Source organism: Pseudomonas sp. A1230 (assembly GCF_044218825.1).
In the GTDB taxonomy this organism is placed as follows: Bacteria; Pseudomonadota; Gammaproteobacteria; order Pseudomonadales; family Pseudomonadaceae; genus Aquipseudomonas; species Aquipseudomonas iridis.
The window spans coordinates 756,772-779,440 of sequence record NZ_CP162582.1 but is presented as its reverse complement, the minus strand read 5'-3'; the positions used below and the strand labels follow the sequence as shown (position 1 = coordinate 779,440).

Annotated in this window: 24 protein-coding genes; 13 read left to right on the top strand and 11 right to left on the bottom strand. The window is 59.8% G+C overall.

The window, feature by feature from the left end:
• Positions 1–60: 60 nt before the first annotated feature.
• Positions 61–501, bottom strand: a complete 441-nt coding sequence (locus tag AB4P97_RS03695; RefSeq protein WP_042558277.1) for a heme-binding protein — start codon at positions 499–501, stop codon at positions 61–63.
• Positions 502–769: 268 nt separating this feature from the next.
• Between AB4P97_RS03695 and gcl the strand changes: the two genes are divergently transcribed.
• From gcl to AB4P97_RS03640, 11 genes are all read left to right on the top strand, one after another.
• Positions 770–2,545, top strand: a complete 1,776-nt coding sequence (gene gcl, locus AB4P97_RS03690; protein ID WP_007919935.1) for a glyoxylate carboligase — start codon at positions 770–772, stop codon at positions 2,543–2,545.
• A gap of 140 nt (positions 2,546–2,685) precedes the next feature.
• A complete protein-coding gene (gene hyi / locus AB4P97_RS03685) occupies positions 2,686–3,468 on the top strand; it encodes a hydroxypyruvate isomerase (RefSeq protein WP_395602086.1) in 783 nt (260 codons plus the stop codon).
• A gap of 127 nt (positions 3,469–3,595) precedes the next feature.
• Positions 3,596–4,489: a 2-hydroxy-3-oxopropionate reductase gene (locus AB4P97_RS03680; protein ID WP_042558274.1), complete on the top strand. Its 894-nt coding sequence runs from the start codon at positions 3,596–3,598 to the stop codon at positions 4,487–4,489.
• Between the two features lie 153 nt (positions 4,490–4,642).
• Positions 4,643–5,917: a glycerate kinase gene (locus tag AB4P97_RS03675; protein ID WP_150597139.1), complete on the top strand. Its 1,275-nt coding sequence runs from the start codon at positions 4,643–4,645 to the stop codon at positions 5,915–5,917.
• Positions 5,914–7,329, top strand: a complete 1,416-nt coding sequence (pyk, locus tag AB4P97_RS03670) for a pyruvate kinase (protein ID WP_042558272.1) — start codon at positions 5,914–5,916, stop codon at positions 7,327–7,329. Before AB4P97_RS03675 ends, pyk begins: the two co-directional genes overlap by 4 nt.
• A gap of 213 nt (positions 7,330–7,542) precedes the next feature.
• On the top strand, positions 7,543–8,457 hold the full coding sequence (locus AB4P97_RS03665) for an urea transporter (protein WP_395602085.1): 915 nt from the start codon (positions 7,543–7,545) through the stop codon (positions 8,455–8,457).
• Between the two features lie 21 nt (positions 8,458–8,478).
• Positions 8,479–9,303: an ion transporter gene (locus AB4P97_RS03660; RefSeq protein WP_042558270.1), complete on the top strand. Its 825-nt coding sequence runs from the start codon at positions 8,479–8,481 to the stop codon at positions 9,301–9,303.
• Positions 9,304–9,403: 100 nt separating this feature from the next.
• Positions 9,404–10,402, top strand: a complete 999-nt coding sequence (locus AB4P97_RS03655; protein ID WP_042558269.1) for a sulfate ABC transporter substrate-binding protein — start codon at positions 9,404–9,406, stop codon at positions 10,400–10,402.
• Positions 10,403–10,720: 318 nt separating this feature from the next.
• Positions 10,721–11,908 carry an MFS transporter gene (locus AB4P97_RS03650; protein ID WP_395602084.1) on the top strand — a complete coding sequence of 396 codons (1,188 nt, stop codon included), beginning with the start codon at positions 10,721–10,723 and terminating at the stop codon, positions 11,906–11,908.
• A gap of 151 nt (positions 11,909–12,059) precedes the next feature.
• The gene (locus AB4P97_RS03645; protein WP_042558267.1) at positions 12,060–12,527 is read left to right on the top strand and encodes a helix-turn-helix domain-containing protein; all 468 of its coding nucleotides are present in this window, start codon (positions 12,060–12,062) and stop codon (positions 12,525–12,527) included.
• Entirely contained in the window at positions 12,524–13,099 is a 576-nt protein-coding gene (locus AB4P97_RS03640; RefSeq protein ID WP_047300289.1) for a PIN domain-containing protein, read from the top strand. The genes AB4P97_RS03645 and AB4P97_RS03640 overlap by 4 nt, the downstream gene beginning before the upstream one ends.
• A gap of 50 nt (positions 13,100–13,149) precedes the next feature.
• On the opposite strand, the gene AB4P97_RS03635 is transcribed toward AB4P97_RS03640, so the two are convergent.
• The 10 genes from AB4P97_RS03635 to ccmA all read right to left on the bottom strand — a co-directional run bounded on the left by AB4P97_RS03635 (position 13,150) and on the right by ccmA (position 20,546).
• Positions 13,150–13,557: a hypothetical protein gene (locus AB4P97_RS03635; RefSeq protein ID WP_042558265.1), complete on the bottom strand. Its 408-nt coding sequence runs from the start codon at positions 13,555–13,557 to the stop codon at positions 13,150–13,152.
• A gap of 24 nt (positions 13,558–13,581) precedes the next feature.
• Positions 13,582–14,781, bottom strand: coding sequence for a c-type cytochrome biogenesis protein CcmI (ccmI, locus tag AB4P97_RS03630; RefSeq protein WP_395602083.1), 1,200 nt, complete (start codon positions 14,779–14,781; stop codon positions 13,582–13,584).
• The gene (locus tag AB4P97_RS03625) at positions 14,774–15,247 is read right to left on the bottom strand and encodes a cytochrome c-type biogenesis protein (protein WP_042558263.1); all 474 of its coding nucleotides are present in this window, start codon (positions 15,245–15,247) and stop codon (positions 14,774–14,776) included. The genes ccmI and AB4P97_RS03625 overlap by 8 nt, the downstream gene beginning before the upstream one ends.
• Positions 15,244–15,780 carry a DsbE family thiol:disulfide interchange protein gene (locus tag AB4P97_RS03620; RefSeq protein ID WP_047300287.1) on the bottom strand — a complete coding sequence of 179 codons (537 nt, stop codon included), beginning with the start codon at positions 15,778–15,780 and terminating at the stop codon, positions 15,244–15,246. The genes AB4P97_RS03625 and AB4P97_RS03620 overlap by 4 nt, the downstream gene beginning before the upstream one ends.
• Complete coding sequence (locus tag AB4P97_RS03615) at positions 15,777–17,765, bottom strand: heme lyase CcmF/NrfE family subunit (protein WP_042558261.1); 1,989 nt, start codon at positions 17,763–17,765, stop codon at positions 15,777–15,779. The genes AB4P97_RS03620 and AB4P97_RS03615 overlap by 4 nt, the downstream gene beginning before the upstream one ends.
• A 3-nt stretch (positions 17,766–17,768) precedes the next feature.
• Positions 17,769–18,224, bottom strand: coding sequence for a cytochrome c maturation protein CcmE (ccmE, locus tag AB4P97_RS03610; RefSeq protein WP_115147812.1), 456 nt, complete (start codon positions 18,222–18,224; stop codon positions 17,769–17,771).
• Positions 18,221–18,397 (bottom strand): heme exporter protein CcmD, encoded by a 177-nt coding sequence (ccmD, locus tag AB4P97_RS03605; RefSeq protein ID WP_007959239.1) that lies wholly within the window; start codon positions 18,395–18,397, stop codon positions 18,221–18,223. Before ccmD ends, ccmE begins: the two co-directional genes overlap by 4 nt.
• Positions 18,394–19,149 (bottom strand): heme ABC transporter permease, encoded by a 756-nt coding sequence (locus tag AB4P97_RS03600; RefSeq protein WP_042558258.1) that lies wholly within the window; start codon positions 19,147–19,149, stop codon positions 18,394–18,396. Before AB4P97_RS03600 ends, ccmD begins: the two co-directional genes overlap by 4 nt.
• 96 nt (positions 19,150–19,245) lie before the next feature.
• A complete protein-coding gene (gene ccmB / locus AB4P97_RS03595) occupies positions 19,246–19,914 on the bottom strand; it encodes a heme exporter protein CcmB (protein WP_007919970.1) in 669 nt (222 codons plus the stop codon).
• A complete protein-coding gene (gene ccmA, locus AB4P97_RS03590) occupies positions 19,911–20,546 on the bottom strand; it encodes a cytochrome c biogenesis heme-transporting ATPase CcmA (RefSeq protein WP_042558256.1) in 636 nt (211 codons plus the stop codon). Before ccmA ends, ccmB begins: the two co-directional genes overlap by 4 nt.
• A gap of 197 nt (positions 20,547–20,743) precedes the next feature.
• Here ccmA and AB4P97_RS03585 point away from each other — a divergent pair, with 197 nt between their 5' ends.
• Both AB4P97_RS03585 and AB4P97_RS03580 read left to right on the top strand, forming a co-directional pair.
• A complete protein-coding gene (locus tag AB4P97_RS03585; RefSeq protein WP_395602082.1) occupies positions 20,744–22,318 on the top strand; it encodes a flagellar hook-length control protein FliK in 1,575 nt (524 codons plus the stop codon).
• Positions 22,315–22,644, top strand: a complete 330-nt coding sequence (locus AB4P97_RS03580) for an EscU/YscU/HrcU family type III secretion system export apparatus switch protein (RefSeq protein ID WP_047300283.1) — start codon at positions 22,315–22,317, stop codon at positions 22,642–22,644. Before AB4P97_RS03585 ends, AB4P97_RS03580 begins: the two co-directional genes overlap by 4 nt.
• The last annotated feature ends 25 nt before the right edge of the window (positions 22,645–22,669 follow it).

Genomic DNA, 22,669 nt, shown 5'->3' with positions numbered 1-22,669 from the left:
ACCACAGATCCAACGCAGGAGTGAGCCTGCTCGCGATAGCGGTTAATCAGTCACCACTAATCAAGCAGCCACCCCCGCATCCGCCCTCAAATCCAGCGCCTGCACCGCTTTGATCGCCACCTGCTCATCAATGTCCGACAGGTCGCCGCTAATCCCGATCGCACCCAGCAAATTCCCCGCCTGATCGCGGATCAACACACCGCCCGGTGCCGGCACGACGCTGCCCTGCCCCGTGCTGTTGAGTGCCGCGAAGAACGCCGGGCGTTGTTGAGCATCCACTGCCAGCAGGCGTGAGCCCTTGCCCAGCGCAATCGCGCCCCAGGCTTTGCCGATGGCGATCTGCGGGCGCAGCAGGCTGGCGCCGTCTTCGCGTTGCAGGGTGATCAGGTGGCCGCCGGTATCGAGTACCGCGATGGTCAACGGCGCGGCATTGATGCCCCGCCCTGCGCTGATGGCTTCGTTGACCAGGTTGACTGCGACTTTCAAGGTTAAAGCGCTCATGGTGCCGTCCTCATTTTGTTATAGGGAAAGTCGTGGAGCTGCGCTTAAGTGCCGCAGTCCGATGCAACAAATAGAACACAATGAGTTATTTTTTTGTATACAATAATTCTCGAAAAGCGCCACATGCGACGAAAAGCCACAGCAGAACCGGCTTCCGACGAATGAAACAGTCGCTTGAGAAAATGGATTGACCTGCGCCGTCCGCCGTGAATACACTCTGCGCAAAGCCACTTGTATACAATTACAAAACGTAAAGAGGCACAAAACCATGAGCAAAATGAGAGCAATCGAAGCCGCCGTTCTGGTGATGCGCCGTGAAGGGGTTGATACCGCTTTTGGCATTCCGGGCGCTGCAATCAACCCGCTGTACTCCGCCTTGCAGAAAGTCGGTGGCATCGATCACGTCCTTGCTCGCCACGTTGAAGGCGCCTCGCACATGGCCGAGGGCTATACCCGCACCAAGGCCGGCAACATCGGCGTGTGCATCGGGACTTCCGGCCCTGCCGGTACCGACATGGTCACCGGGCTCTACAGCGCCTCGGCCGACTCGATTCCAATCCTGTGCATTACCGGCCAGGCACCCCGCGCCCGTATGCACAAGGAAGACTTCCAGGCTGTCGACATCACCAGCATCGTCAAGCCAGTGACCAAGTGGGCGACCACTGTTCTGGAACCGGGCCAGGTGCCTTACGCGTTCCAGAAAGCGTTCTTTGAAATGCGCTCCGGCCGTCCAGGCCCTGTGCTGATCGATCTGCCGTTCGACGTACAAATGGCTGAAATCGAATTCGACATCGACGCTTACCAGCCTCTGCCGCTGGCCAAGCCGACCGCGACCCGCGTTCAGGTCGAAAAAGCTTTGGCTTTGCTCGATCAGGCCGAGCGTCCATTGCTGGTGGCCGGTGGTGGCATCATCAACGCCGATGCCAGTGATCTGCTGGTCGAGTTCGCTGAACTGACCGGCATCCCGGTCATCCCGACCCTGATGGGCTGGGGCACCATCCCGGACGATCACCCGTTGATGGTCGGCATGGTCGGTCTGCAGACTTCGCACCGCTACGGCAACGCGACCATGCTGAAATCCGACGTGGTGTTGGGTATCGGTAACCGTTGGGCCAACCGTCACACCGGTTCGGTTGACGTCTATACCGAAGGTCGCAAGTTCATTCACGTCGACATCGAAGGCACGCAGATCGGCCGCGTATTCACACCGGATCTGGGCATCGTGTCCGACGCCGCTGCCGCGCTGACCGTGTTCATCGAAGTCGCCCGTGAGTGGCAAGCGGCCGGCAAGCTGAAAAACCGCAGTGCCTGGCTGCAGGATTGCCAGCAGCGCAAAGCCAGCCTGCACCGCAAGACCCACTTCGACAACGTGCCGGTCAAACCGCAGCGCGTGTATGAAGAGATGAACCAGGTGTTCGGCAAAGACACCTGCTACGTCAGCACCATTGGTCTGTCGCAGATTGCCGGCGCGCAGTTCCTGCACGTCTACAAGCCGCGTCACTGGATCAACTGCGGTCAGGCTGGCCCGTTGGGCTGGACCATTCCGGCCGCACTGGGCGTGGTCAAGGCCGATCCGAGCCGTAAAGTCGTGGCCCTGTCGGGGGACTATGACTTCCAGTTCATGATCGAAGAACTGGCGGTCGGCGCTCAGTTCAAACTGCCTTACATCCACGTCGTGGTGAACAACTCGTACCTGGGCCTGATTCGTCAGGCACAGCGTGGGTTTGAAATGGACTACTGCGTGCAGCTGTCCTTCGATAACCTCAACGCGCCGGAACTCAACGGTTACGGTGTTGACCACGTCGCAGTTGCCGAAGGCCTGGGCTGTAAGGCACTGCGTGTGTTCGAACCATCGGAAATCGCCCCTGCCCTGCGCAAGGCCGAACAGATGATCGAAGAGTTCAAGGTGCCGGTGATCGTCGAGATCATTCTGGAGCGTGTGACCAACATCTCCATGGGTACCGAGATCAACGCCGTCAACGAATTCGAAGACCTGGCGCTGGTCGGCAACGATGCGCCAACGGCGATTTCGCTGCTTGATTAACTGCTGACCGCTCTCCTTGTGGGAGCGAGCCTGCTCGCGAAGACGGCTTCATATCCAACACCGATGTTGGCTGACAGACCGCTTTCGCGAGCAGGCTCGCTCCCACGAGGGGAACCTCACAAGATTTACGGGAGACCACCATGCCGCGTTTCGCAGCCAACCTGTCCATGCTGTTCACCGAACAGGATTTCCTTGCCCGTTTCGACGCCGCCGCCAAGGCTGGTTTCAGTGGTGTTGAATATCTGTTCCCGTACGACTTCAGCTCTGCCGAAATCAAGGCCAGGCTCGACGCCAACGGTCTGACCCAAGTGCTGTTCAACCTGCCGGCCGGTGACTGGGCCAAGGGCGAGCGCGGTATCGCGTGCCTGCCTGATCGGGTTGAAGAGTTCCGCGCCGGGGTTGATCTGGCGATTGCTTACGCACAAGTGCTGGGCAACACCCAGATCAACTGCCTGGCCGGTATTCGTCCGCAGGGCGTTGACGATGCCACCGTTGAAAAGACCTTTGTCGCCAACCTCAAGTACGCCGCCGACGAGCTGCAAGCGGCGGGCATCAAACTAGTGATGGAAGCGATCAACACCCGTGACATTCCGGGCTTCTACCTGAACAACACGGCGCAAGCCCTGTCGATTCGCGAGCAGGTCGGCAGCGCCAATCTGTTCCTGCAATACGACATCTATCACATGCAAATCATGGAAGGCGATCTGGCCCGCACCCTGCAATCGCACCTGGGCGAGATCAACCATGTGCAGCTCGCGGACAACCCGGGGCGCAACGAGCCAGGCACCGGCGAAATCAACTACCGCTTCCTGTTCGAACACCTTGATCGCATCGGTTATCAGGGTTGGGTTGGCTGTGAATACAAGCCACTGACCACCACCGAAGCAGGCCTCGGCTGGCTGAAGTCGCACAACGCAATCTGACCCATACATAACCTGTAGGAGCTGCCGAAGGCTGCGATCTTTTGATCTTGACCTTCAAAAGCAGAATCAAAAGATCGCAGCCTTCGGCAGCTCCTACGGCTGTTTATAAAAACAAGAGGATTTTCTCATGGCTAAAATCGGATTTATCGGCACCGGCATCATGGGCCACCCAATGGCGGCGAACCTGCAGAAAGCCGGTCACAGCCTGTTCCTGTCGGCGCACCACGACGCCGCGCCTGCCGACCTGGTTGCCGCTGGCGCCGTCGCTTTGGCCAATCCGCGCGAAGTCGCGCAGGAAGCTGAATTCATCATCGTCATGGTGCCGGATACCCCGCAGGTCGATGACGTGCTGTTCCGCGCCGACGGCGTTGCGGCAGGCATCAGCAAAGGCAAAATCGTCATCGACATGAGCTCGATCTCGCCGACCGCCACCAAAGCTTTCGCGGCGAAGATCAACGAGAAAGGCGCGCAATACCTCGACGCGCCAGTGTCCGGCGGTGAAGTCGGCGCCAAAGCCGCGACCCTGAGCATCATGATCGGTGGCGACGCCGATGCCTTCGAACGCGCATTGCCGCTGTTCCAGGCCATGGGCAAGAACATCACTCTGGTCGGTGGCAATGGCGACGGTCAGACCGCCAAGGTCGCCAACCAGATCATCGTTGCCCTGAACATCCAGGCTGTCGCCGAAGCGCTGCTGTTTGCTTCGAAAAACGGTGCGGATCCAGCCAAGGTGCGTGAAGCGCTGATGGGTGGTTTTGCCTCTTCCAAGATTCTCGAAGTACACGGCGAGCGCATGATCAAAGGCACCTTCGATCCAGGCTTCCGCATCAGCCTGCACCAGAAGGACCTGAACCTGGCCCTGCAAGGCGCCAAGGAGCTGAACATCAACCTGCCGAACACCGCCAACACTCAGCAAGTGTTCAGCACCTGCGCGGCGATCGGTGGCAGCAACTGGGACCACTCGGCGCTGATCAAGGGTCTGGAACACATGGCCAACTTCTCGATTCGCGACAAGAAATAAAGCCTACGCAAACCCTGTGGGAGCGAGCCTGCTCGCGAAAGCGGTTGCACATTCAACATCCATGTTGGCTGACACACCGCCTTCGCGAGCAGGCTCGCTCCCACAAGGGATCTGAGTTGCCCTTTCGAATAACAAGAATTCCGGGAGCCCGCCATGTCGGTCGATCCGCAACAACTGCTGCGCGAGCTGTTTGCTACAGCCATTGACGCGGCCCATCCGCAGCAAGTCCTCGAAGCCCATCTGCCAGCCGATCGTACCGGTCGGGTGATCGTCATCGGCGCCGGCAAAGCCGCCGCCGCCATGGCGCAAGTGGTCGAGCGCTGCTGGCAGGGTGAAGTATCTGGCCTGGTTGTGACCCGTTACGGTCACGGCGCCCCGTGCGAAAAAATCGAAGTGGTCGAAGCCGCGCATCCAGTGCCGGACGCTGCCGGTCTGGCCGTAGCCAAACGCGTGCTGGACCTGGTCAGCAACCTGAGCGAAGACGACCGCGTGATTTTCCTGCTGTCCGGTGGCGGCTCTGCCCTGCTCGCCCTGCCAGCCGAAGGCATCACGCTTGCCGACAAGCAGTCGATCAACAAAGCCCTGCTCAAATCCGGCGCGACCATCGGCGAGATGAACTGCGTGCGCAAGCACCTCTCGGCGATCAAGGGCGGCCGACTCGGCAAGGCCTGCTGGCCGGCGACTGTTTATACCTATGCGATTTCCGATGTACCGGGCGACCTCGCCACGGTCATCGCTTCCGGCCCGACCGTGGCCGACCCGAGCACGTCAGCCGAAGCCTTGGCGATCATCAAGCGCTACGGCATCGAGATCCCGGCGTCGGTACGCACCTGGCTGCAAAGCCCCGAGTCGGAAACCGTCAAACCCGGCGACCCAAGCCTGGCTCGCAGTCATTTCCAGTTGATCGCCCGCCCGCAGCAATCGCTGGATGCCGCCGCGGTGAAATGCCGTCAGGCCGGTTTCAGCACGCTGATCCTCGGCGACCTGGAAGGTGAGTCGCGCGAAGTGGCGAAAGTCCACGCCGGCATCGCCCGCCAGATCATCAACCACGGCCAGCCACTGGCAGCGCCGTGCGTGATTCTCTCCGGCGGCGAAACCACCGTGACCGTGCGCGGCAATGGCCGTGGCGGCCGCAATGCCGAATTCCTCCTGAGCCTGACCGACAGCCTCAAGGGCCAGCCCGGCGTCTACGCCTTGGCCGGTGACACTGACGGCATCGACGGCTCGGAAGACAACGCCGGCGCCATCATGACCCCGGACAGCTACGCCCGCGCCGCCGCCCTTGGCCTGAGCGCCAGCGACGAACTGGATAACAACAACGGCTACGGCTACTTCCAGGCACTCGACGCGCTGATCGTCACCGAGCCGACCCGCACCAACGTCAACGACTTCCGCGCCATTCTGATCCTTGAGAACTCTAAATCATGACGCCTGATAAAAAGGTCAAAATCCTCGCCACCCTCGGGCCTGCGGTCGATGGCATCGACGCTATCCGCGAACTGGTCGAGGCCGGGGTCAATATCTTCCGCCTCAACTTCAGCCACGGTGATCACGCCGACCACGCCAAGCGCTATCAGTGGATCCGCGAAGTCGAGCGCCAGCTCAACTATCCGCTGGGCATTCTGATGGACCTGCAAGGGCCAAAACTGCGCGTTGGCAAATTCGCTGACGGCAAGGTGCAGTTGCATCGCGGCCAGGCATTCCGTCTCGATCTGGACGCGACACCGGGCGATGAGCGCCGGGTCAACCTGCCCCATCCGGAGATTATCGAAGCGCTGGAAGCGGGCATGGATCTGCTGCTCGACGACGGCAAACTGCGCCTGCGCGTGGTCACCAAATACGCCGACGCGATCGACACCACGGTGCTCAATGGCGGCGAACTGTCGGATCGCAAAGGCGTGAACGTGCCACAAGCGGTGCTCGAACTCAGCCCGTTGACCGCCAAGGATCGCCGTGACCTGAGTTTCGGTCTGGAACTGGGTGTGGATTGGGTCGCGCTGTCGTTTGTGCAGCGCCCGCAAGACATTCTCGAGGCCCGCGCACTGATCGGTGACAAAGCGTTCCTGATGGCGAAAATCGAGAAGCCGTCGGCGGTTGAGCAACTGCGTGAAATCGCCGAACTGAGCGACGCGATCATGGTGGCTCGCGGTGATCTGGGCGTAGAAGTCCCGGCCGAGAGCGTGCCGCAGATCCAGAAAAACATCATCACCACCTGCCGCGAACTCGGCAAACCTGTCGTCGTCGCGACGCAAATGCTCGAGTCGATGCGCTTCTCCCCTGCCCCGACTCGCGCCGAAGTCACCGACGTTGCCAACGCGGTGGCCGAAGGTGCCGATGCGGTCATGCTGTCGGCGGAAACCGCGTCCGGCGAGTATCCGCTGGAAGCTGTGCAGATGATGAGCAAGATCATCCGCCAGGTGGAAAACGGTCCGGATTATCAGACACAACTGGACGTCAGTCGGCCGAAGGCTGAGGCCACCGTGTCCGATGCGATCAGTTGCGCGATCCGGCGCATCAGCAACGTGTTGCCGGTGGCCGTTTTGGTCAACTACAGCGAGTCGGGCGCATCGAGCCTGCGTGCATCGCGGGAACGGCCGAAAGCACCGATCCTCAACCTGACGCCGAACCTGCAGACCGCGCGCCGTTTGAGCGTGGCATGGGGCATTCACTCGGTGGTCAATGATCGCCTGCGTCAGGTCGATGAAGTCTGCTCGACCGCGCTGGAAATCGCCCAGGCGCAGGGAATGGCCGAGCGTGGTGACACGCTGCTGATCACTGCCGGCGTGCCGTTTGGGCAGCCAGGGTCGACGAACTCGCTGCGTATCGAAACATTGATTTAAGCCACACCGTTTCAAGCTCAAAAAGCACCTGGGGGGATAGCGGTAATTCCTTCAATCAAAATGCTTGAGCGCTACAACTGGCCTCATCGCCAGCAGGCTGGCTCCCACATGGGTTTTGTGTCGTTCGCAAGATCAAGACTGAACAGAGATTCAGTGTGGGAGCCAGCCTGCTGGCGATGCGGGTGACCCGGTTTCTTTGACTTCAGAACTGCCATGCCTGCCAAACATTTCAATACCCACTGCCCCGACTGGGCCGAGGCTTTGCTCAACGGTTTCAGTCAGATATTCCTCCAGCGCCATCCACTGTGCGGCCTGCTGTGTCTGCTGGCGATCCTGCTGACCGCGCCTGTGCTGTTCGCCGGTGCGCTGCTGGGCGCTGTCGCCGGATTGCTCACCGCGCAACGGCGCAACTACGCCAAGGCTGATCGCCAGGCCGGGTTGTTCAGTTACAACGGCGTCCTGCTTGGTTTGTTGCTGAGCCTGTATTTCCCGTGGTCACCGCTGCTGCCGCCGCTGATTCTCGCCGCCGGCGGCTTGAGCGCGATGCTCACGCAACAATGGCTCAAACATGTGTACCGCAACCGCGCCATACCGGCCTACACCTCGCCGTTCGTGGCCATGAGTTGGGTGTTGCTGCTGTTCGCCGAACCGTTGGCGCCGATGGCTCACGTCGAGATGAACCTGATCAATCTGTTCGCAGCCGAGTTCAAAGGGCTCGGACAGGTGATGTTCCTCGGGCATCCATTGGCCGGGGGGTTGATTGCCATCGGTTTGCTGATCGCTGATCGCCGCGCTTTTGCCTGGGCACTGCTGGCTTCTGCAATCGGTCTGGCGTCCAGTTTGCTGCACCACGAAACCAGTTCCGCGCTGCTGGGCCTGGGCAGCTACAACGCCGTGCTCGCCGCCCTCGCCTTCAGTGCCCAACGCGAACAACCGTGGTTGCCATTGCTCGGCATCGTCCTGGCATTGCTGATCACACCGCTGTTCGCCGCCATGGGTCTGGCCACATTGACCGCGCCGTTCATTCTGGCCTGCTGGCTGATCCGCGCCGGTATCCAGATGCTTGGCAAAGCCAACGTCGACAGCACGTCTTGCGCTCAGGGGGAGAATCAACCTAGGCTGCGCTGATCTTTGATTCAGGCATTATTCATGGACAGCAGCAGCAACTGGCGTGAACGGCTTTACGTCATGATTTTCCAGAGCGACACCCTCGCCGGACGGCGCTTCGACGGCATTTTGCTGTTGATCATCCTCGCCAGTCTGGTGATCGTGATGCTCGACAGCATCGACAGCATTCACCAGAACTACGCCAACGTGCTGGCCTACATCGAGTGGGGTTTCACGATCATCTTCCTCGGTGAGTACATCCTGCGTCTTTACTGTTCGCCCAAGCCGCTGCGCTATGCGTTCAGTTTTTACGGGCTGGTGGATTTGCTGGCGATCGTGCCGGGCATTCTCGCGCTGTATTACAGCGATGCGCAGTATCTGCTGATTATTCGCATCATCCGCATGTTGCGGATTTTCCGCGTGCTCAAGCTCAGTCCGTACCTCAAGCAAGCCAATTACCTGATGTCGGCGCTGCGCGGCAGCAAACAGAAAATCGTGGTGTTTTTGGTCAGTGTCTGCACGCTGGTGACGGTGTTCGGCACGTTGATGTACGTGATCGAAGGTCCGGAGCACGGCTTCACCAGCATTCCCAAAGGCATCTATTGGGCTATCGTGACGCTGACCACCGTGGGTTTTGGCGACATCGTGCCGAAAACGCCTCTGGGTCAGGTGATTTCGTCGCTGGTGATGATCACCGGTTACTCGATCATCGCCGTGCCTACCGGGATTTTCACCGCCGAACTGGCCAACGCCATGCGCGGTGAACAGCTGCAACATGATTGCCCTGTGTGCAAGAAGAACAGCCACGAACATGGCGCCGCGTTTTGCTCGCGATGTGGCAACGCGTTGTTCAAAAAAATGGAATAAGCAAAGAGTTTTTTAATCTTTAAACGACTATGTCCGACCCGTTATAGTCAGTGGCAATTAAACATCACTCCCCTGTAGCAGACACAACAAGGAATGCGCAGTGAAAAAACTCTTTGGCGCCTCACTTCTCGCCGCTGGCCTCGCGTTCGGCAGCGTGGCTCAAGCCGCACCGACCCTGCTCAACGTTTCGTACGACGTGATGCGCGATTTCTACAAGGACTACAACACTGCGTTCCAGAAACACTGGCAAGCCGAGCACAACGAAAACATCACTGTGCAGATGTCCTTCGGCGGTTCGAGCAAACAGGCGCGATCGGTGATCGACGGCCTGCCGGCTGACGTCATCACCATGAACATGGCAACTGACATCAACGCCCTCGCCGACAACGGCAAACTGGTGCCGGAGAACTGGGTCACACGCCTGCCGAACAACAGCGCGCCGTTCACTTCCGCCACCGTGTTCATCGTCCGCAAAGGCAACCCGAAAGCCCTGAAAGACTGGCCGGATCTGCTCAAGGACGGCGTACAAGTGATCGTGCCGAACCCGAAAACGTCGGGCAACGGCCGCTATACCTACCTGTCGGCATGGGGCTATGTGCTGAAGAACGGCGGTGACGAGAACAAGGCCAAGGACTTCGTCGGCAAACTGTTCAAGCAAGCGCCGGTGCTCGATACCGGTGGTCGCGCCGCCACCACCACGTTCATGACCAACCAGATCGGCGACGTGCTGGTGACCTTCGAGAACGAAGCCGAAATGATCGCCCGCGAGTTTGGCCGTGATCAGTTTGAAGTCGTCTACCCAAGTGTCTCCGCTGAGGCCGAGCCACCGGTTTCCGTGGTCGACAAAGTCGTCGACAAGAAAGGCTCGCGTGCGGCGGCTGATGAATATCTGAAGTACCTGTGGTCGCCACAAGGTCAGGAAATTGCTGCCGCCAACTACCTGCGCCCGCGTGATCCGGCGGTGCTGGCGAAGTACACCGATCGTTTCCCGAAAGTCGATTTCCTTTCGGTGGAGAAGACTTTTGGTGACTGGCGCACCGTGCAGAAGACTCACTTCAATGACGGTGGGGTGTTTGATCAGATTTACACGGGGCAGTAAGGCTTAAGTAGCAATGAAAAAGGCGACCTCGGCAGGTCGCCTTTTTTGTGTCCAGCACCCCCTCACCCCAGCCCTCTCCCGAGGGAGAGGGCTGGGGCTAGGGAGAGGGGGAGCGTGTGATCATAAGCACGCTATCGAACAGATGTAAGTGAATGTATCATCGGCGCTCACCAGTCGGACGCCAGTCCATCCAGGATGAAACGCTGAAACACCCCAACATTGCGCACCTTGATAACTGATATCAACCAAAGGCGTCTTCTGCCCGCCCGGTTTGTCCCATAGCCTCACCGCATTCCTTTCGCTGGATCGAGAAACCCTATGACCGCCACGACTCACGCAATGACCCGAGGCATGGTGCTGCTGTTCGCTTTTTGCTGCGGCGCCATCGTTGCCAATATCTACTACGCGCAGCCGATCATCGGCCTGATCGCGCCGGACATCGGTCTGACCGACACCATGGCCAGTTTCATCGTCTCGCTGACGCAGATCGGCTACGCGCTGGGCCTGTTCTTTCTGGTGCCGTTGGCGGACCTGCTGGAAAACCGTCGGTTGATGATCATCACCACGTTAGTCGCTATCGCCAGCCTGCTGGCTGCGGCGTTCACCGATCAACCCAACCTGTTTCTGCTGATCTCGTTGCTGGTGGGCTTCAGTTCGGTGTCGGTGCAGATCCTGATTCCATTGGCCGCGCATCTGGCGCCTGAGGAATCTCGCGGTCGCGTTGTCGGCGGAATCATGGGCGGTTTGTTGCTGGGCATCCTGTTGGCGCGACCGGTATCGAGCGTGGTGGCCGACCACTTGGGCTGGCGGGCGATGTTCATGATCGCGGCGGCGTTGATGGCGGCGATCAGCGTGGTGTTGGCGCTGACAGTCCCCAAGCGCCAACCGGATCACAGCGCATCCTATGGACAACTGCTCGGCTCGCTTTGGACGCTGCTGCGCCAGCAACCGGTGCTGCGTCAGCGTGCGTTTTATCAAGGCTGCATGTTCGCCGCGTTCAGCCTGTTCTGGACTGCAGTGCCGCTGGAACTGGCACGCAATCATGGCCTGTCGCAAACCGAGATTGCGATCTTCGCCCTGGTCGGCGCCATCGGTGCCATCGCCGCGCCAATCAGCGGCCGCCTGGCCGACGCCGGCCACACCCGAATCGCGTCCTTGCTGGCCATGCTGTTCGCCAGCCTGAGCTTCCTGCCCGCCTTCATCCACCCGGCCTACAGCGTCATCGGCCTGGCCGTGACCGGCGTCGTCCTCGACTTCTGCGTGCAGATGAACATGGTGCTCGGCCAGCGTGCGGTGTACTCGCTGGACGCGAAAAGCCGTGGTCGTCTGAACGCGCTGTACATGACCAGTATCTTCATCGGCGGTGCTTTCGGCTCGTCGGTGGCCAGCGCGGTGTATGAGCATGGCGGTTGGTTATGGATCGTGATTGTCGGCAGCGTATTTCCGTTGCTGGCGTTGCTGCGATTTTTGAGTGCGTCGCGAAGACGGTCGCTGGCGACAGCGTAAAAATGCAAGAGCAGAGCGGGCATATCCGCCCGCGATGCCATTTAACACTGAATCAATTTCAAGACTGTCACATTAATTTTCGTTTATTGCGATTTTCGTTTAATTCGAATAACGTTCCTGGCATCCCCTTTTAGATTGCTGGAACATCCCTATGTCGATAGTCATTCAACCCGCCATCAACCTCCCCGTTGAACGCGAAGTCAAAGCCGCCGTCGAGGGCAAACGTGCGCTGGCCGCTTACCTTGCAACTCAATTCGAAACCCAGCACATCCAGATTTTCGATGAGCAGAACGAAGCCCACCTCGTCGAATTGCCCACCTCCGCCCTGCGCCTTTTGGTCGACATCCTTGCTGCGCTGGCAGAAGGCAATGCCGTCAAGGTAGTACCGATCCACGCTGAATTGACCACGCAGGAAGCTGCCGACCTGCTTAACGTCTCACGCCCGCACCTGATAAAGCTGTTGGAAAGCGGCGAGTTGTCCTACCACAAAACAGGCAAGCACCGACGTGTGCGTTTTGCCGATTTGATGGACTATAAAACCCGGCGAGACACCGCCAGCGAGCAGGCAATGAAGCTTCTCGCAGAGCAGGCACAGGCACTAAGGACAGGATACGAGTGAGGCACTCCTCTTTCACCGCTGTATACGATGCATGTGTTTTGTACCCGGCTCCGTTGAGAGACTTTCTGATGTGGCTCGCGCTCTCCGGCAGGTTTCGAGCGCGATGGACGAAGGAGATTCACTGCGAATGGAAACGCAATCTATTGAAGAACCGAACTGACCTGACAATGGAGCAACTGGATCGAACATCGGACCTAATGGATCGTGCGATCCCCGAAGCCTGCGTCATTGACTATGAGGATCTCGTCACGGGACTGACATTGCCAGACAGAGATGACCGCCATGTTCTGGCGGCCGCCATACGTTGTGGAGCGGGTGTGATCGTGACCTTTAACCTTAAAGACTTTCCCGATGTGCTCTTGGCTCCTTTTGGCATCGAGGCGCAACATCCAGATGAGTTTGTCGAAAATCTATTTCATCTGGATCCGTCAGCCGTTGTTGCAGCCGCTCAGCGTCAGCGCCAGCAACTGAAAAACCCTGTCATGGATATCGAATCGTTTCTGAATCTTCTGCAACGGCAGGGGCTGTCCCGATCGGTTCAGGCACTTGCAAGCTATCGCGCGATTCTGTGAGCTCCCAACAGACACACAGCAAAACGGCGATCCGAAGATCGCCGTTTTCATTACTGCCCGAATTTCTTGCCCAACCCCGGAGGCACGCCGTGGATGTTGGTGTCTTCCCATGGGCCGTTGGGGCTGACCGCGCGGCTCCAGCCGTTGTTCCAGCGGTAGTAGGTGCGCTGGCGATAGAACGTATTGGTCTGATCGTCGAGAACGTAAACGCCGAGTTTCTGATCCCAGTGGCTGTTGCCACCCGGTGGCGGGGCGAAGCTGGCCGAGGTGCGCGGGACGGGTTTTGCCGGTTTGGCCGGGATGCTTTTGCCTGGGGTCGGCGAAGTCGACGGGGTCGGGCTTGGCTGTGATGGCGGAATCGGCGGCAGGTTGGTGGTCGGTTCCGGTCGTTGCTGCACCGCACATGCACTCATGCCCAGGGCCAGTGTGAGGACTGTGATTCGGGCGATGGTGTGCATGTCGGTGCTTTCCTGTGGTTCCGGTTATTTATCCGGGCTGTCGATGGTCAGTTTTTGCGGCGCGGTGGTGCTGCTGGGCAAAGGCCCGCTGCGACCGACCCATTCACCAGCAGTCGGCTGGCCGGCACGGGAGACGCGCGCAACCAGTTGGACTTCAGGGAAGTTCGACAGTTTCAACTGCGGCATCATCGCATCGGCATCGCCTAGCTCAACAGTCACTGGCAGATCAGCCACGGTCAGGCGCTTGGCCGCCAATGGCGCCGGCGGGCCGGACGTAGCGCGGGCGAAAATGAACACGCTGTCGCCCGGTTGCACCTTGCCTTTGAGTTCGCTGGCCAGATCGACGCTGACCTTCAACAACGCGGCTTTCGGCGCTGTGGCCTCAGCGACTGTGCCGCCACTGGCCTTGAGACGCTCGGCTGCACGCTCGATTCCGCCTTGCAGCGCGGCCCGGGATTTGTCGTCCGGCGGCAGTTGCGCCAGCAAGCGGTTCCAGTAATCGATGGCTTGCTGATAACGCTCGCCTTCAAACGCGGCGATGCCGAGCAGGCCGAGGCTGGTCACTTCTTTCGGATCAGCCTTCAGTGCTTCGTCGGTCAGGGCCTGAATCTTGTCCGACCACTTTTTACCGTCGGCAAAATACTGTGCCTGCGCCCACTGACCAAGCAACTCCGGTTGGCGACCGGCGAGGTTGGCAGCGCGCTCGAACATCTTCGCCGCATCCGCCGGACGCTCCTGAGCCATGTAGGTACGGCCGAGGAAGTAGAGGCCTTCAGCGGAATCCGGTTGCGCGGCAACGGCGCGCTCCAGACGCTGGGTCATCTCTTCCATCGACTGCGGCGCCTGGGCAAATTCGCGGGTCAGTTCAACCTTGTCGGCGGCGCCAAAGTGCAAGTACAGCGCCAGGCCCAATACCGGCACCAACACGGCAGCCAGCAGCGGCAACGGCTTGCCCAGTCGGGACACCCGCGGCGCAACGACACCTTCGGTATCGGCGAGCAGTTCACGCGCGGCTTCAGCGCGGCCGCTGTCCAGTTGCACGGCATCGAGTACGCCTTCGGCCTGTTGCGTTTGCAACTCGGCGACGCGCTCCTGATAGAGCGCGACGTTCAGGGCAGTTCGATCCTCTTCACGCTGGGCGCGACGTTCACGCAATACCGGGATCAGCAGAAAACTCAGGGCGACCAGTAGCAACAGCCCTGCGGCGAGCCAGAAATCAATCATTCTTGGTTTTATCCAACAGTTGGTCGAGGCGCTGACGTTCTTCGGCAGACAGCGATTGCGGTGTCTCGGCGCGTTGTCCGCGACGGCGGCGGACGATCACGGCGATCACCACAAAACCACCGAGCAGCAGACCGGCCGGGCCAAACCACAGCAGCGCGGTCTTGGCGTTCAGCGCGGGTTTGTAGCGGACGAAATCACCGTAGCGATCGACCATGAAGTCGATGATCTGCTGATTGTCCTTGCCCTCGCCCAGCATGCGGAAAATCTCTTTGCGCAGGTCAGCGGCAATCGGTGCATTGGAGTCAGCGATGTCCTGATTCTGGCACTTGGGGCAACGCAGTTCCTTGGTCAGTTCGCGGAAACGCTCGCGATCACCTTCTTTGGCAAACTCGTAAGTGTCGATGGCCGCGTGAGCCACGCCGACCAGACTCAAACCCAGCACCAGGGCAGCTAAAAAGCGCTTCATGGCTTGGCCTCATCGACCAGCGCCTGGTACTTGGCCGCGAGTTTTTCGCGCCAGACCTGCTCGTCGATCACACCGACATACTTGTCGCGGATGATGCCCTTGGCGTCGATGAAAAAGGTTTCCGGCGCGCCATAAACACCGAGGTTCAAACCCAGCGAGCCATCGTCGTCACGGATGTCGAGCTGATAAGGATTGTGGAACTCGGCCAGCCACTTCAAGGCATCGGCGTTGGTGTCCTTGTAGTTGATGCCGTAGATCACCACTCCGCGTTCGGCGAGCTTGTTCAGCACCGGATGCTCGACCCGGCAGGAAATGCACCAGGTCCCCCAGACGTTGACCAGTGCCGGTTTGCCGAGAATATCGGCTTTGGTCAGGGTTTTATCACCCTGCACGTTTGGCAGGGAAAAATCCGGAAATGGCTTGTTGATCATGGCCGACGGCAGTTCCGCCGGATCAAGGTACAGACCGCGATAAAGGAATACCGCCACCAGCAGAAAAATCGCCAGGGGCACCAGCATCAACCAACGTCTCATGCAGCCGCTCCTTCCATGCCCAGCGCTTCACGCACACGGGCTTTAACCTTGACTCGGTAGCGTCGATCCATCGCTGCCAGCAACCCGCCGAAACCTGTCAGCAAGCCGCCGAACCAGATCCAGCGCACGAACGGTTTGACGTGTACGCGCACCGCCCAGGCGCCGTTTTCCAGCGGTTCACCCAATGCGACGTAGAGGTCACGGGTGAAACCGGCGTCGATTCCGGCTTCGGTCATCACCGAATTCTGCACCGTATATAGACGCTTCTCAGGGTGCAGTACGCTGATTTCCTTGCCGTCACGGATCACCCGGATTGTGCCTTTGTCGGACGTGAAGTTCGGCCCTTCGAAGTGCTTGGCGCCTTCGAACACAAACTGATATCCGCCCAGATCCATCGACTCGCCCGGCGCCAGACGCAGGTCGCGCTCGGCACTGTTCTGACTCGACAACACCACGCCCAACGCGCAAACGGCGATACCGAGGTGAGCGATCTGCATGCCCCAATAGCTGCGAGTCAGCGTTGGCAGGCCTTTGATCAGGCCTTTGTGGCGCGTCTTGTCGAAGATGTCGCGCACACCGGCGAGCAATACCCACGCGGCGAGCAGGAAGGTGGCGATCACCGCCCAGTTGAAATCGCCGTAAGCAATACCGGCGATCACGGCCAGAGCAACGCTGCCGAGCAGCACCGGGGCCAGCATGTTCAACAGCCATTTCACCGGAGTGTCTTTCCAGCGCACGAGCATGCCCACCGCCATCACCATCATCAACAACGCCATCAACGGAATGAACAACGCGTTGAAGTACGGTGGGCCGACCGACAGTTTGGCGCCGCTCAAGGCATCGAGAATCAGCGGATACAACGTACCAAGCAGGATCATTGACGCCGCCACGACCAATACCAGGTTGTTGCCCAGCAGCAGTGTTTCGCGTGACCACAGGTTGAACCCGACCTGGCTTTTTACGACCGGTGCGCGCAACGCGAACAGGGTCAGCGAACCACCGACGACAAACAGCAGGAAGATCAGGATGAACACGCCGCGCTCCGGGTCGGACGCAAATGCATGCACCGAAGTCAGCACACCGGAACGCACCAGGAACGTACCAAGCAGGCTCAGCGAGAAAGCGGCAATCGCCAGCAACACCGTCCAGCTTTTAAACACGCCACGTTTCTCGGTAACCGCCAGCGAGTGAATCAGCGCGGTACCGACCAGCCATGGCATGAACGAGGCGTTTTCCACCGGGTCCCAGAACCACCAGCCGCCCCAGCCGAGTTCGTAGTAAGCCCACCACGATCCGAGGGTGATACCGATACCGAGAAAGGCCCAGGCAACGATGGTCCAGGGACGCGACCAGCGCGCCCACGCCGCATCAAGACGACCGCCCATCAATGCCGCGATGGCGAACGCGAACGCCACCGAAAACCCGACGTAACCCATGTACAACATCGGCGGATGAACGATCAGGCCGATGTCTTGCAACAAAGGATTCAGGTCAGCGCCATCGCTGGGCATTTGCGGCAGGATGCGTTTGAACGGGTTGGACGTGAGGATCAGGAACAGCAGGAAACCGGTGCTGATCATGCCCATCACTGCCAGCACACGGGCGAGCATCACTTGCGGCAACTGGCGCGAGAACACCGACACGGCGAACGTCCAGCCGCCGAGGATCAATGCCCACAGCAGCAACGAGCCTTCGTGGGCGCCCCACACCGCGCTGAATTTGTAATACCACGGCAACGCGCTGTTGGAGTTGTTGGCCACATAGGCGACGGAGAAGTCATCGACCATGAACGCGTACGTCAGGCAGCCGAAGGCGAACAGCAGAAACGCGAACTGCCCCCACGCGGCCGGCTGGGCCAGACTCATCCAGAAACGGTCACCGCGCCAGGCACCGACCAATGGCACCACGGCCTGCACCAGCGCAAAACACAGCGCCAGAATCATCGCCAGATGGCCGAGCTCGGGAATAAAGATTGCGGAAGTCATCAATCAACTCTCCTTCGCTGGGGTCGGGGCGGATTGACCGCTGTCTTTCAACGCTTTGGTCACTTCCGGCGGCATGTACTTCTCGTCATGCTTGGCCAGCACTTCATCAGCGACGACTACACCGTCGGCGTTGATCTTGCCCAGGGCAACAATGCCCTGCCCTTCGCGAAACAGGTCTGGAAGGATGCCGCGATAGGTGATGGTCACGGATTTCTTGAAATCGGTAACGACGAACCTGACGTCCAGCGAGTCCGGGGAGCGTTGCAGGGAACCGGCCTCCACCATGCCGCCAGCGCGAATGCGCGTACCCTGCGGTGCTTCGCCATTGGCGATCTGGGTTGGCGTGTAAAACAGGTTGATGTTTTCCTGCAGCGCGCTCAAGGCCAGGCCGACAGCAGTGCCGACCCCGACCAGAATTGCCAGAATGATGATCAGACGCTTTTTACGCAGCGGATTCACTTGCCGTTCTCCCGGCGCAGACGACGCGCCTCTTGTTGCAGATAGCGCTTGCGGGCGGCAATTGGCGCCGCGACGTTGAGGACCAGTACCGCCAGACAGATGCCGTAGGCCGACCAGACATACAGGCCATGATGGCCCATGGCGAGGAAGTCGCCGAATGAAGCAAAACTCATCGCGCGCCCTCCAGACTGTTCTGCACTTCTTCTTTCACCCAACTGGCGCGGGCTTCGCGCTTGAGCACTTCGAGGCGCATGCGCAGCAACAACACGGCGCCGAAGAAGCAGTAGAAACCCAACACCGTCAGCAGCAGCGGCAGCCACATTTCGACAGGCATTGCCGGTTTTTCAGTGAGGGTGAAAGTCGCGCCCTGGTGCAGGGTGTTCCACCACTCCACCGAGTATTTGATGATCGGGATGTTGATCACGCCGACGATGGCCAACACTGCACAGGCCTTGGCGGCGCTGTCGCGGTTGCTGATCGCGTTGCCCAGCGCGATCAGGCCGAAATACAGGAACAGCAGAATCAGCATCGAAGTCAGGCGCGCATCCCAGACCCACCACGAGCCCCACGTCGGTTTGCCCCAGATCGCCCCGGTGACCAGCGCCACGGCGGTCATCCACGCGCCGATCGGTGCCGCGCATTGCAGGGCGACGTCGGCCAGCTTCATCTTCCACACCAGACCGACCACACCGCACACCGCCAGCATCACGTAGATCGACTGAGCGAGCATCGCGGCGGGCACGTGAATGTAGATGATGCGAAAGCTGTTGCCTTGCTGATAATCCGGCGGCGCGAAGGCCAGGCCCCAGACTACGCCGACACCAATCAGCAGCAACGCTGCAATGCTCAACCACGGCAAAAACTTGCTGCTGATGCCGTAGAACCACTTGGGCGAGCCGAGCTTGTGAAACCAGGTCCAGTTCATACTGTATCCATCACGGGTGCCGCTCATCGGTGTGAGCTGGCATTTGGGTCATGCCTTTCCTGAAAAAAGCGGTTAATTTTTAACCAGACCTCATTATTATTCGCCGACGCTGATCTTCAGGCCAGCCGCTATTGCAAAGGGTGTCAGGGTTATCGCCAGGGCGGTCAGGCTCCCAAGCCACAGCAGATAACCGGTCGCCGGCATGCCTTGCAAGGCTGCCTGCAAGGCGCCACTGCCGAGGATCAACACCGGGATGTACAACGGCAGAATCAGCAGCGCCAGCAACAGGCCGCCACGCTTCAAACCCACAGTCAGCGCCGCGCCCACCGCGCCGAGCAAGCTCAGCACCGGGGTACCCAGCAGCAATGACAGCAGCAATACCGGCAGACAGGCAGCAGGCAAACCGAGCATCAACGCCAGCAAGGGTGAGAGCAAAACCAGCGCCAGCCCGGAAAAGAGCCAGTGTGCCAGCACCTTGGCCAAAACCAGAAGTGGCAGCGGGTGCGACGAAAGGACCCACTGCTCCAGAGAGCCGTCTTCGAAATCACTGCGGAAAAGCCCGTCCAGCGAGAGCAGCACGGATAAAAGCGCCGCCACCCAGACTAACCCCGGGGACAGGTTTTGCAACACTTGAGTTTCCGGGCCGACGGCCAGCGGGAACAAGGCGATGACGATGGCAAAGAAAATCAGTGGATTGGCCAGCTCCGCCGGGCGGCGAAACAGCAGTCGGGATTCACGGGCAACCAGCAGGCCGAACACACTCATACTGCCCAGCTCCCCAAATCGATGTCGCGATAACCCGAAGGCATCCGTGTCAGGGTGTGGTGCGTGGTCAATACCACCAGACCGCCGCGCTCACAGTGTCCGGCCAGATGTTCTTCAAGTTGCGCCACGCCCTGCTTGTCGAGGGCGGTAAACGGCTCATCGAGAATCCACAGCGGCGGGCTATCGAGATACAGACGCGCCAGCGCCACGCGGCGTTGTTGACCGGCAGAAAGACTGTGGCAGGGAACATCTTCGAATCCGCGCAATCCTACCGCTGCCAGTGCTTGCCAGATCGCATCGCGTTCGGCGGGATGATGCAGGGCGCAGAGCCACGACAGGTTCTCTTCCGGAGTCAGCAAGTCCTTGATCCCGGCAGCATGGCCGATCCACAACAGATTGCGCGCCAGTTCACTGCGTTGCTCGGTCAACGGCTGACCATTGAGCAGGACCTGACCTTCGGTCGGCTGCATCAGACCGGCCAGCAAACGCAGCAAACTGGTTTTACCGCTGCCGTTGGGGCCGCTGATCTGCACCATATCGCCGCTGACGAGTCGCAATTCGAGATTTTCGAAGAGCAGCCTCAGATCACGTTCACACGCGAGGGCAACGGTTTGCAGGACAGGACTGGTCAAGGGATCACGGGCCTTATACGGTTCAAGTCGGCTCTGGCGCGGCCGTTAAAGAGATGCAGCATAAATGCAATGACGGCTCGATCTAGAGAGCTGCGTCAAACAATTGCTATGTTTTTTGAACGAAGCGCAAGACGGGCGGCATTATACATGTCGTGCCTTACTCTCAAGAGTGCAATTTCCTCAGGTTGTGTCCGCGTATGACAGGCGAAATGAACATCCTCCCGCTCCCGACGACCACCCCGGCGACCGTTCGCCCGCAGGTCGGCGAGTTGCTCAAGCTGCTGACACCGGTCGAAGGCTTGATCGGGACCGGCCAGAGCGCCAAGGCTGAGGTGTTGTCGCTCAAGCAGGCGGATCAGACGTTTGAACTGCTGCTCAAGGTAACGCTGGACAGCGGCCGCCAGACCACCGTGCAAGCGACCAGCAATCTACCGCTGGCGCAAGGCACCAGTCTGGCGATCACTCAGCCGTCTGCGGGTAACCTGGCGATTACCGTGCAACAGGCCATTGCCAGCAGCGTTGCCGCCCTCACCCGCATCGACACGGCGCAATTGCCGGTGGGCACCCTGCTGCAAGGCAAAGTGCTGACTTCGCAGGTGCTCCCGCAAACACCGGGGCAAGCGACGGTGTTTCGTTCGATGGTCAGCCTGCTCAATACCGCCTTGAGCGGCAGCACATTGACCATCGACAGCCCGCAGCCCTTGCGCATCGGCACCCTGCTCTCGGCGTTGGTGGAAGATTCGCAAACGTTGAAATTCCTGCCGCTGAGCAGTCGTCAGGAGCAATTGGCCGTGAGCCAGCAACTGGTCGGCCAGCAAGGTCGTCAGGCTTCATTGACCGGTTTGCTGAACGCGCTGCAAAACCTGCCAGCCAACACCGATCAAACGTCGACAGATTTACGCGCTGCGGTAGATCGCCTGCTCGCCAGCCTGCCGAACGTGCAACAGCTGAGCACCGCCAAAGGCGTCGCACAGGCCTTGGCCAACAGCGGCATGTTTCTCGAAGCCAAACTGCTGACCGGACAAACCCCGACGCTGGCACCGGACATGAAAGCCGATCTGCTCAAACTGGTCGCGCAACTGACACCGGGCCTGCCGAGCAGCACCAGTTTCAACGCAATCATCGCCGCCAACACCCTCGCGCAGGCGATGCCGAGTTTCGTACGCAACGCCCTCGGCATGCTCGGCCAGGTCAGCGCCAAACCGCTGCCCAGCAGCTTCCCGCTGCCCGACCGTTTGCTGCAAAGCCAGGACGGCGAAGGTGATCTGGAGCATTTGCTGCGCCTCGCTGCTGCTGCCATCTCGCGCTTGCAAAGCCATCAGTTGTCGAGCCTGGAACAGACTGGCGTCACCGATGACGGGCGGCTGCTCAGCACCTGGCAGCTGGAAATTCCCATGCGCAACCTGCAAGACATCGTGCCGTTGCAGGTCAAGTTCCAGCGCGAAGAAGCGCCGGAGAAAGAACCGCAACCGAACGAGCGGCGCGACGAACGCGAGCCGAAACAACAACTGTGGCGCGTCGATCTGGCGTTCGACATGGAGCCGCTCGGGCCGATGCAGATTCAGGCGCAACTGATCGCCGGCAGCCTGTCGGGCCAGTTGTGGGCCGAACGGCCGTACACCGCCGACCTGATCGAAAACAACCTGTTCGCGCTGCGCCAGCGCCTGCTGGATCGTGGGCTCAACGTTGGTGATATCGACTGTCACCACGGCACCCCGCCACAAGGCAATCAAACCCGTCTCGACCACCGCTGGGTTGATGAAACCGCATGAATGACGCCACCGCTCCACGCCAGGCCATCGCCCTCAAGTACGACGGCAACCACGCCCCGACGCTCACCGCCAAAGGTGATGACGAACTGGCCGAAGAAATCCTGCGGATCGCCCGCGACTGTGAAGTGCCGATCTATGAGAACGCCGAACTGGTGCGACTGTTGGCGCGAATGGAATTGGGCGACAGCATTCCCGAAGAGCTGTACCGCACCATCGCCGAGATCATCGCGTTTGCGTGGAATCTGAAGGGGAAATTCCCCGAGGGACACGACCCGGATGCACCGATGGTCGAGAAGGACATCACCGAGCGCGGCGATGATTATTAGGCCGTAAAAGCAAAGATCGCAGCCT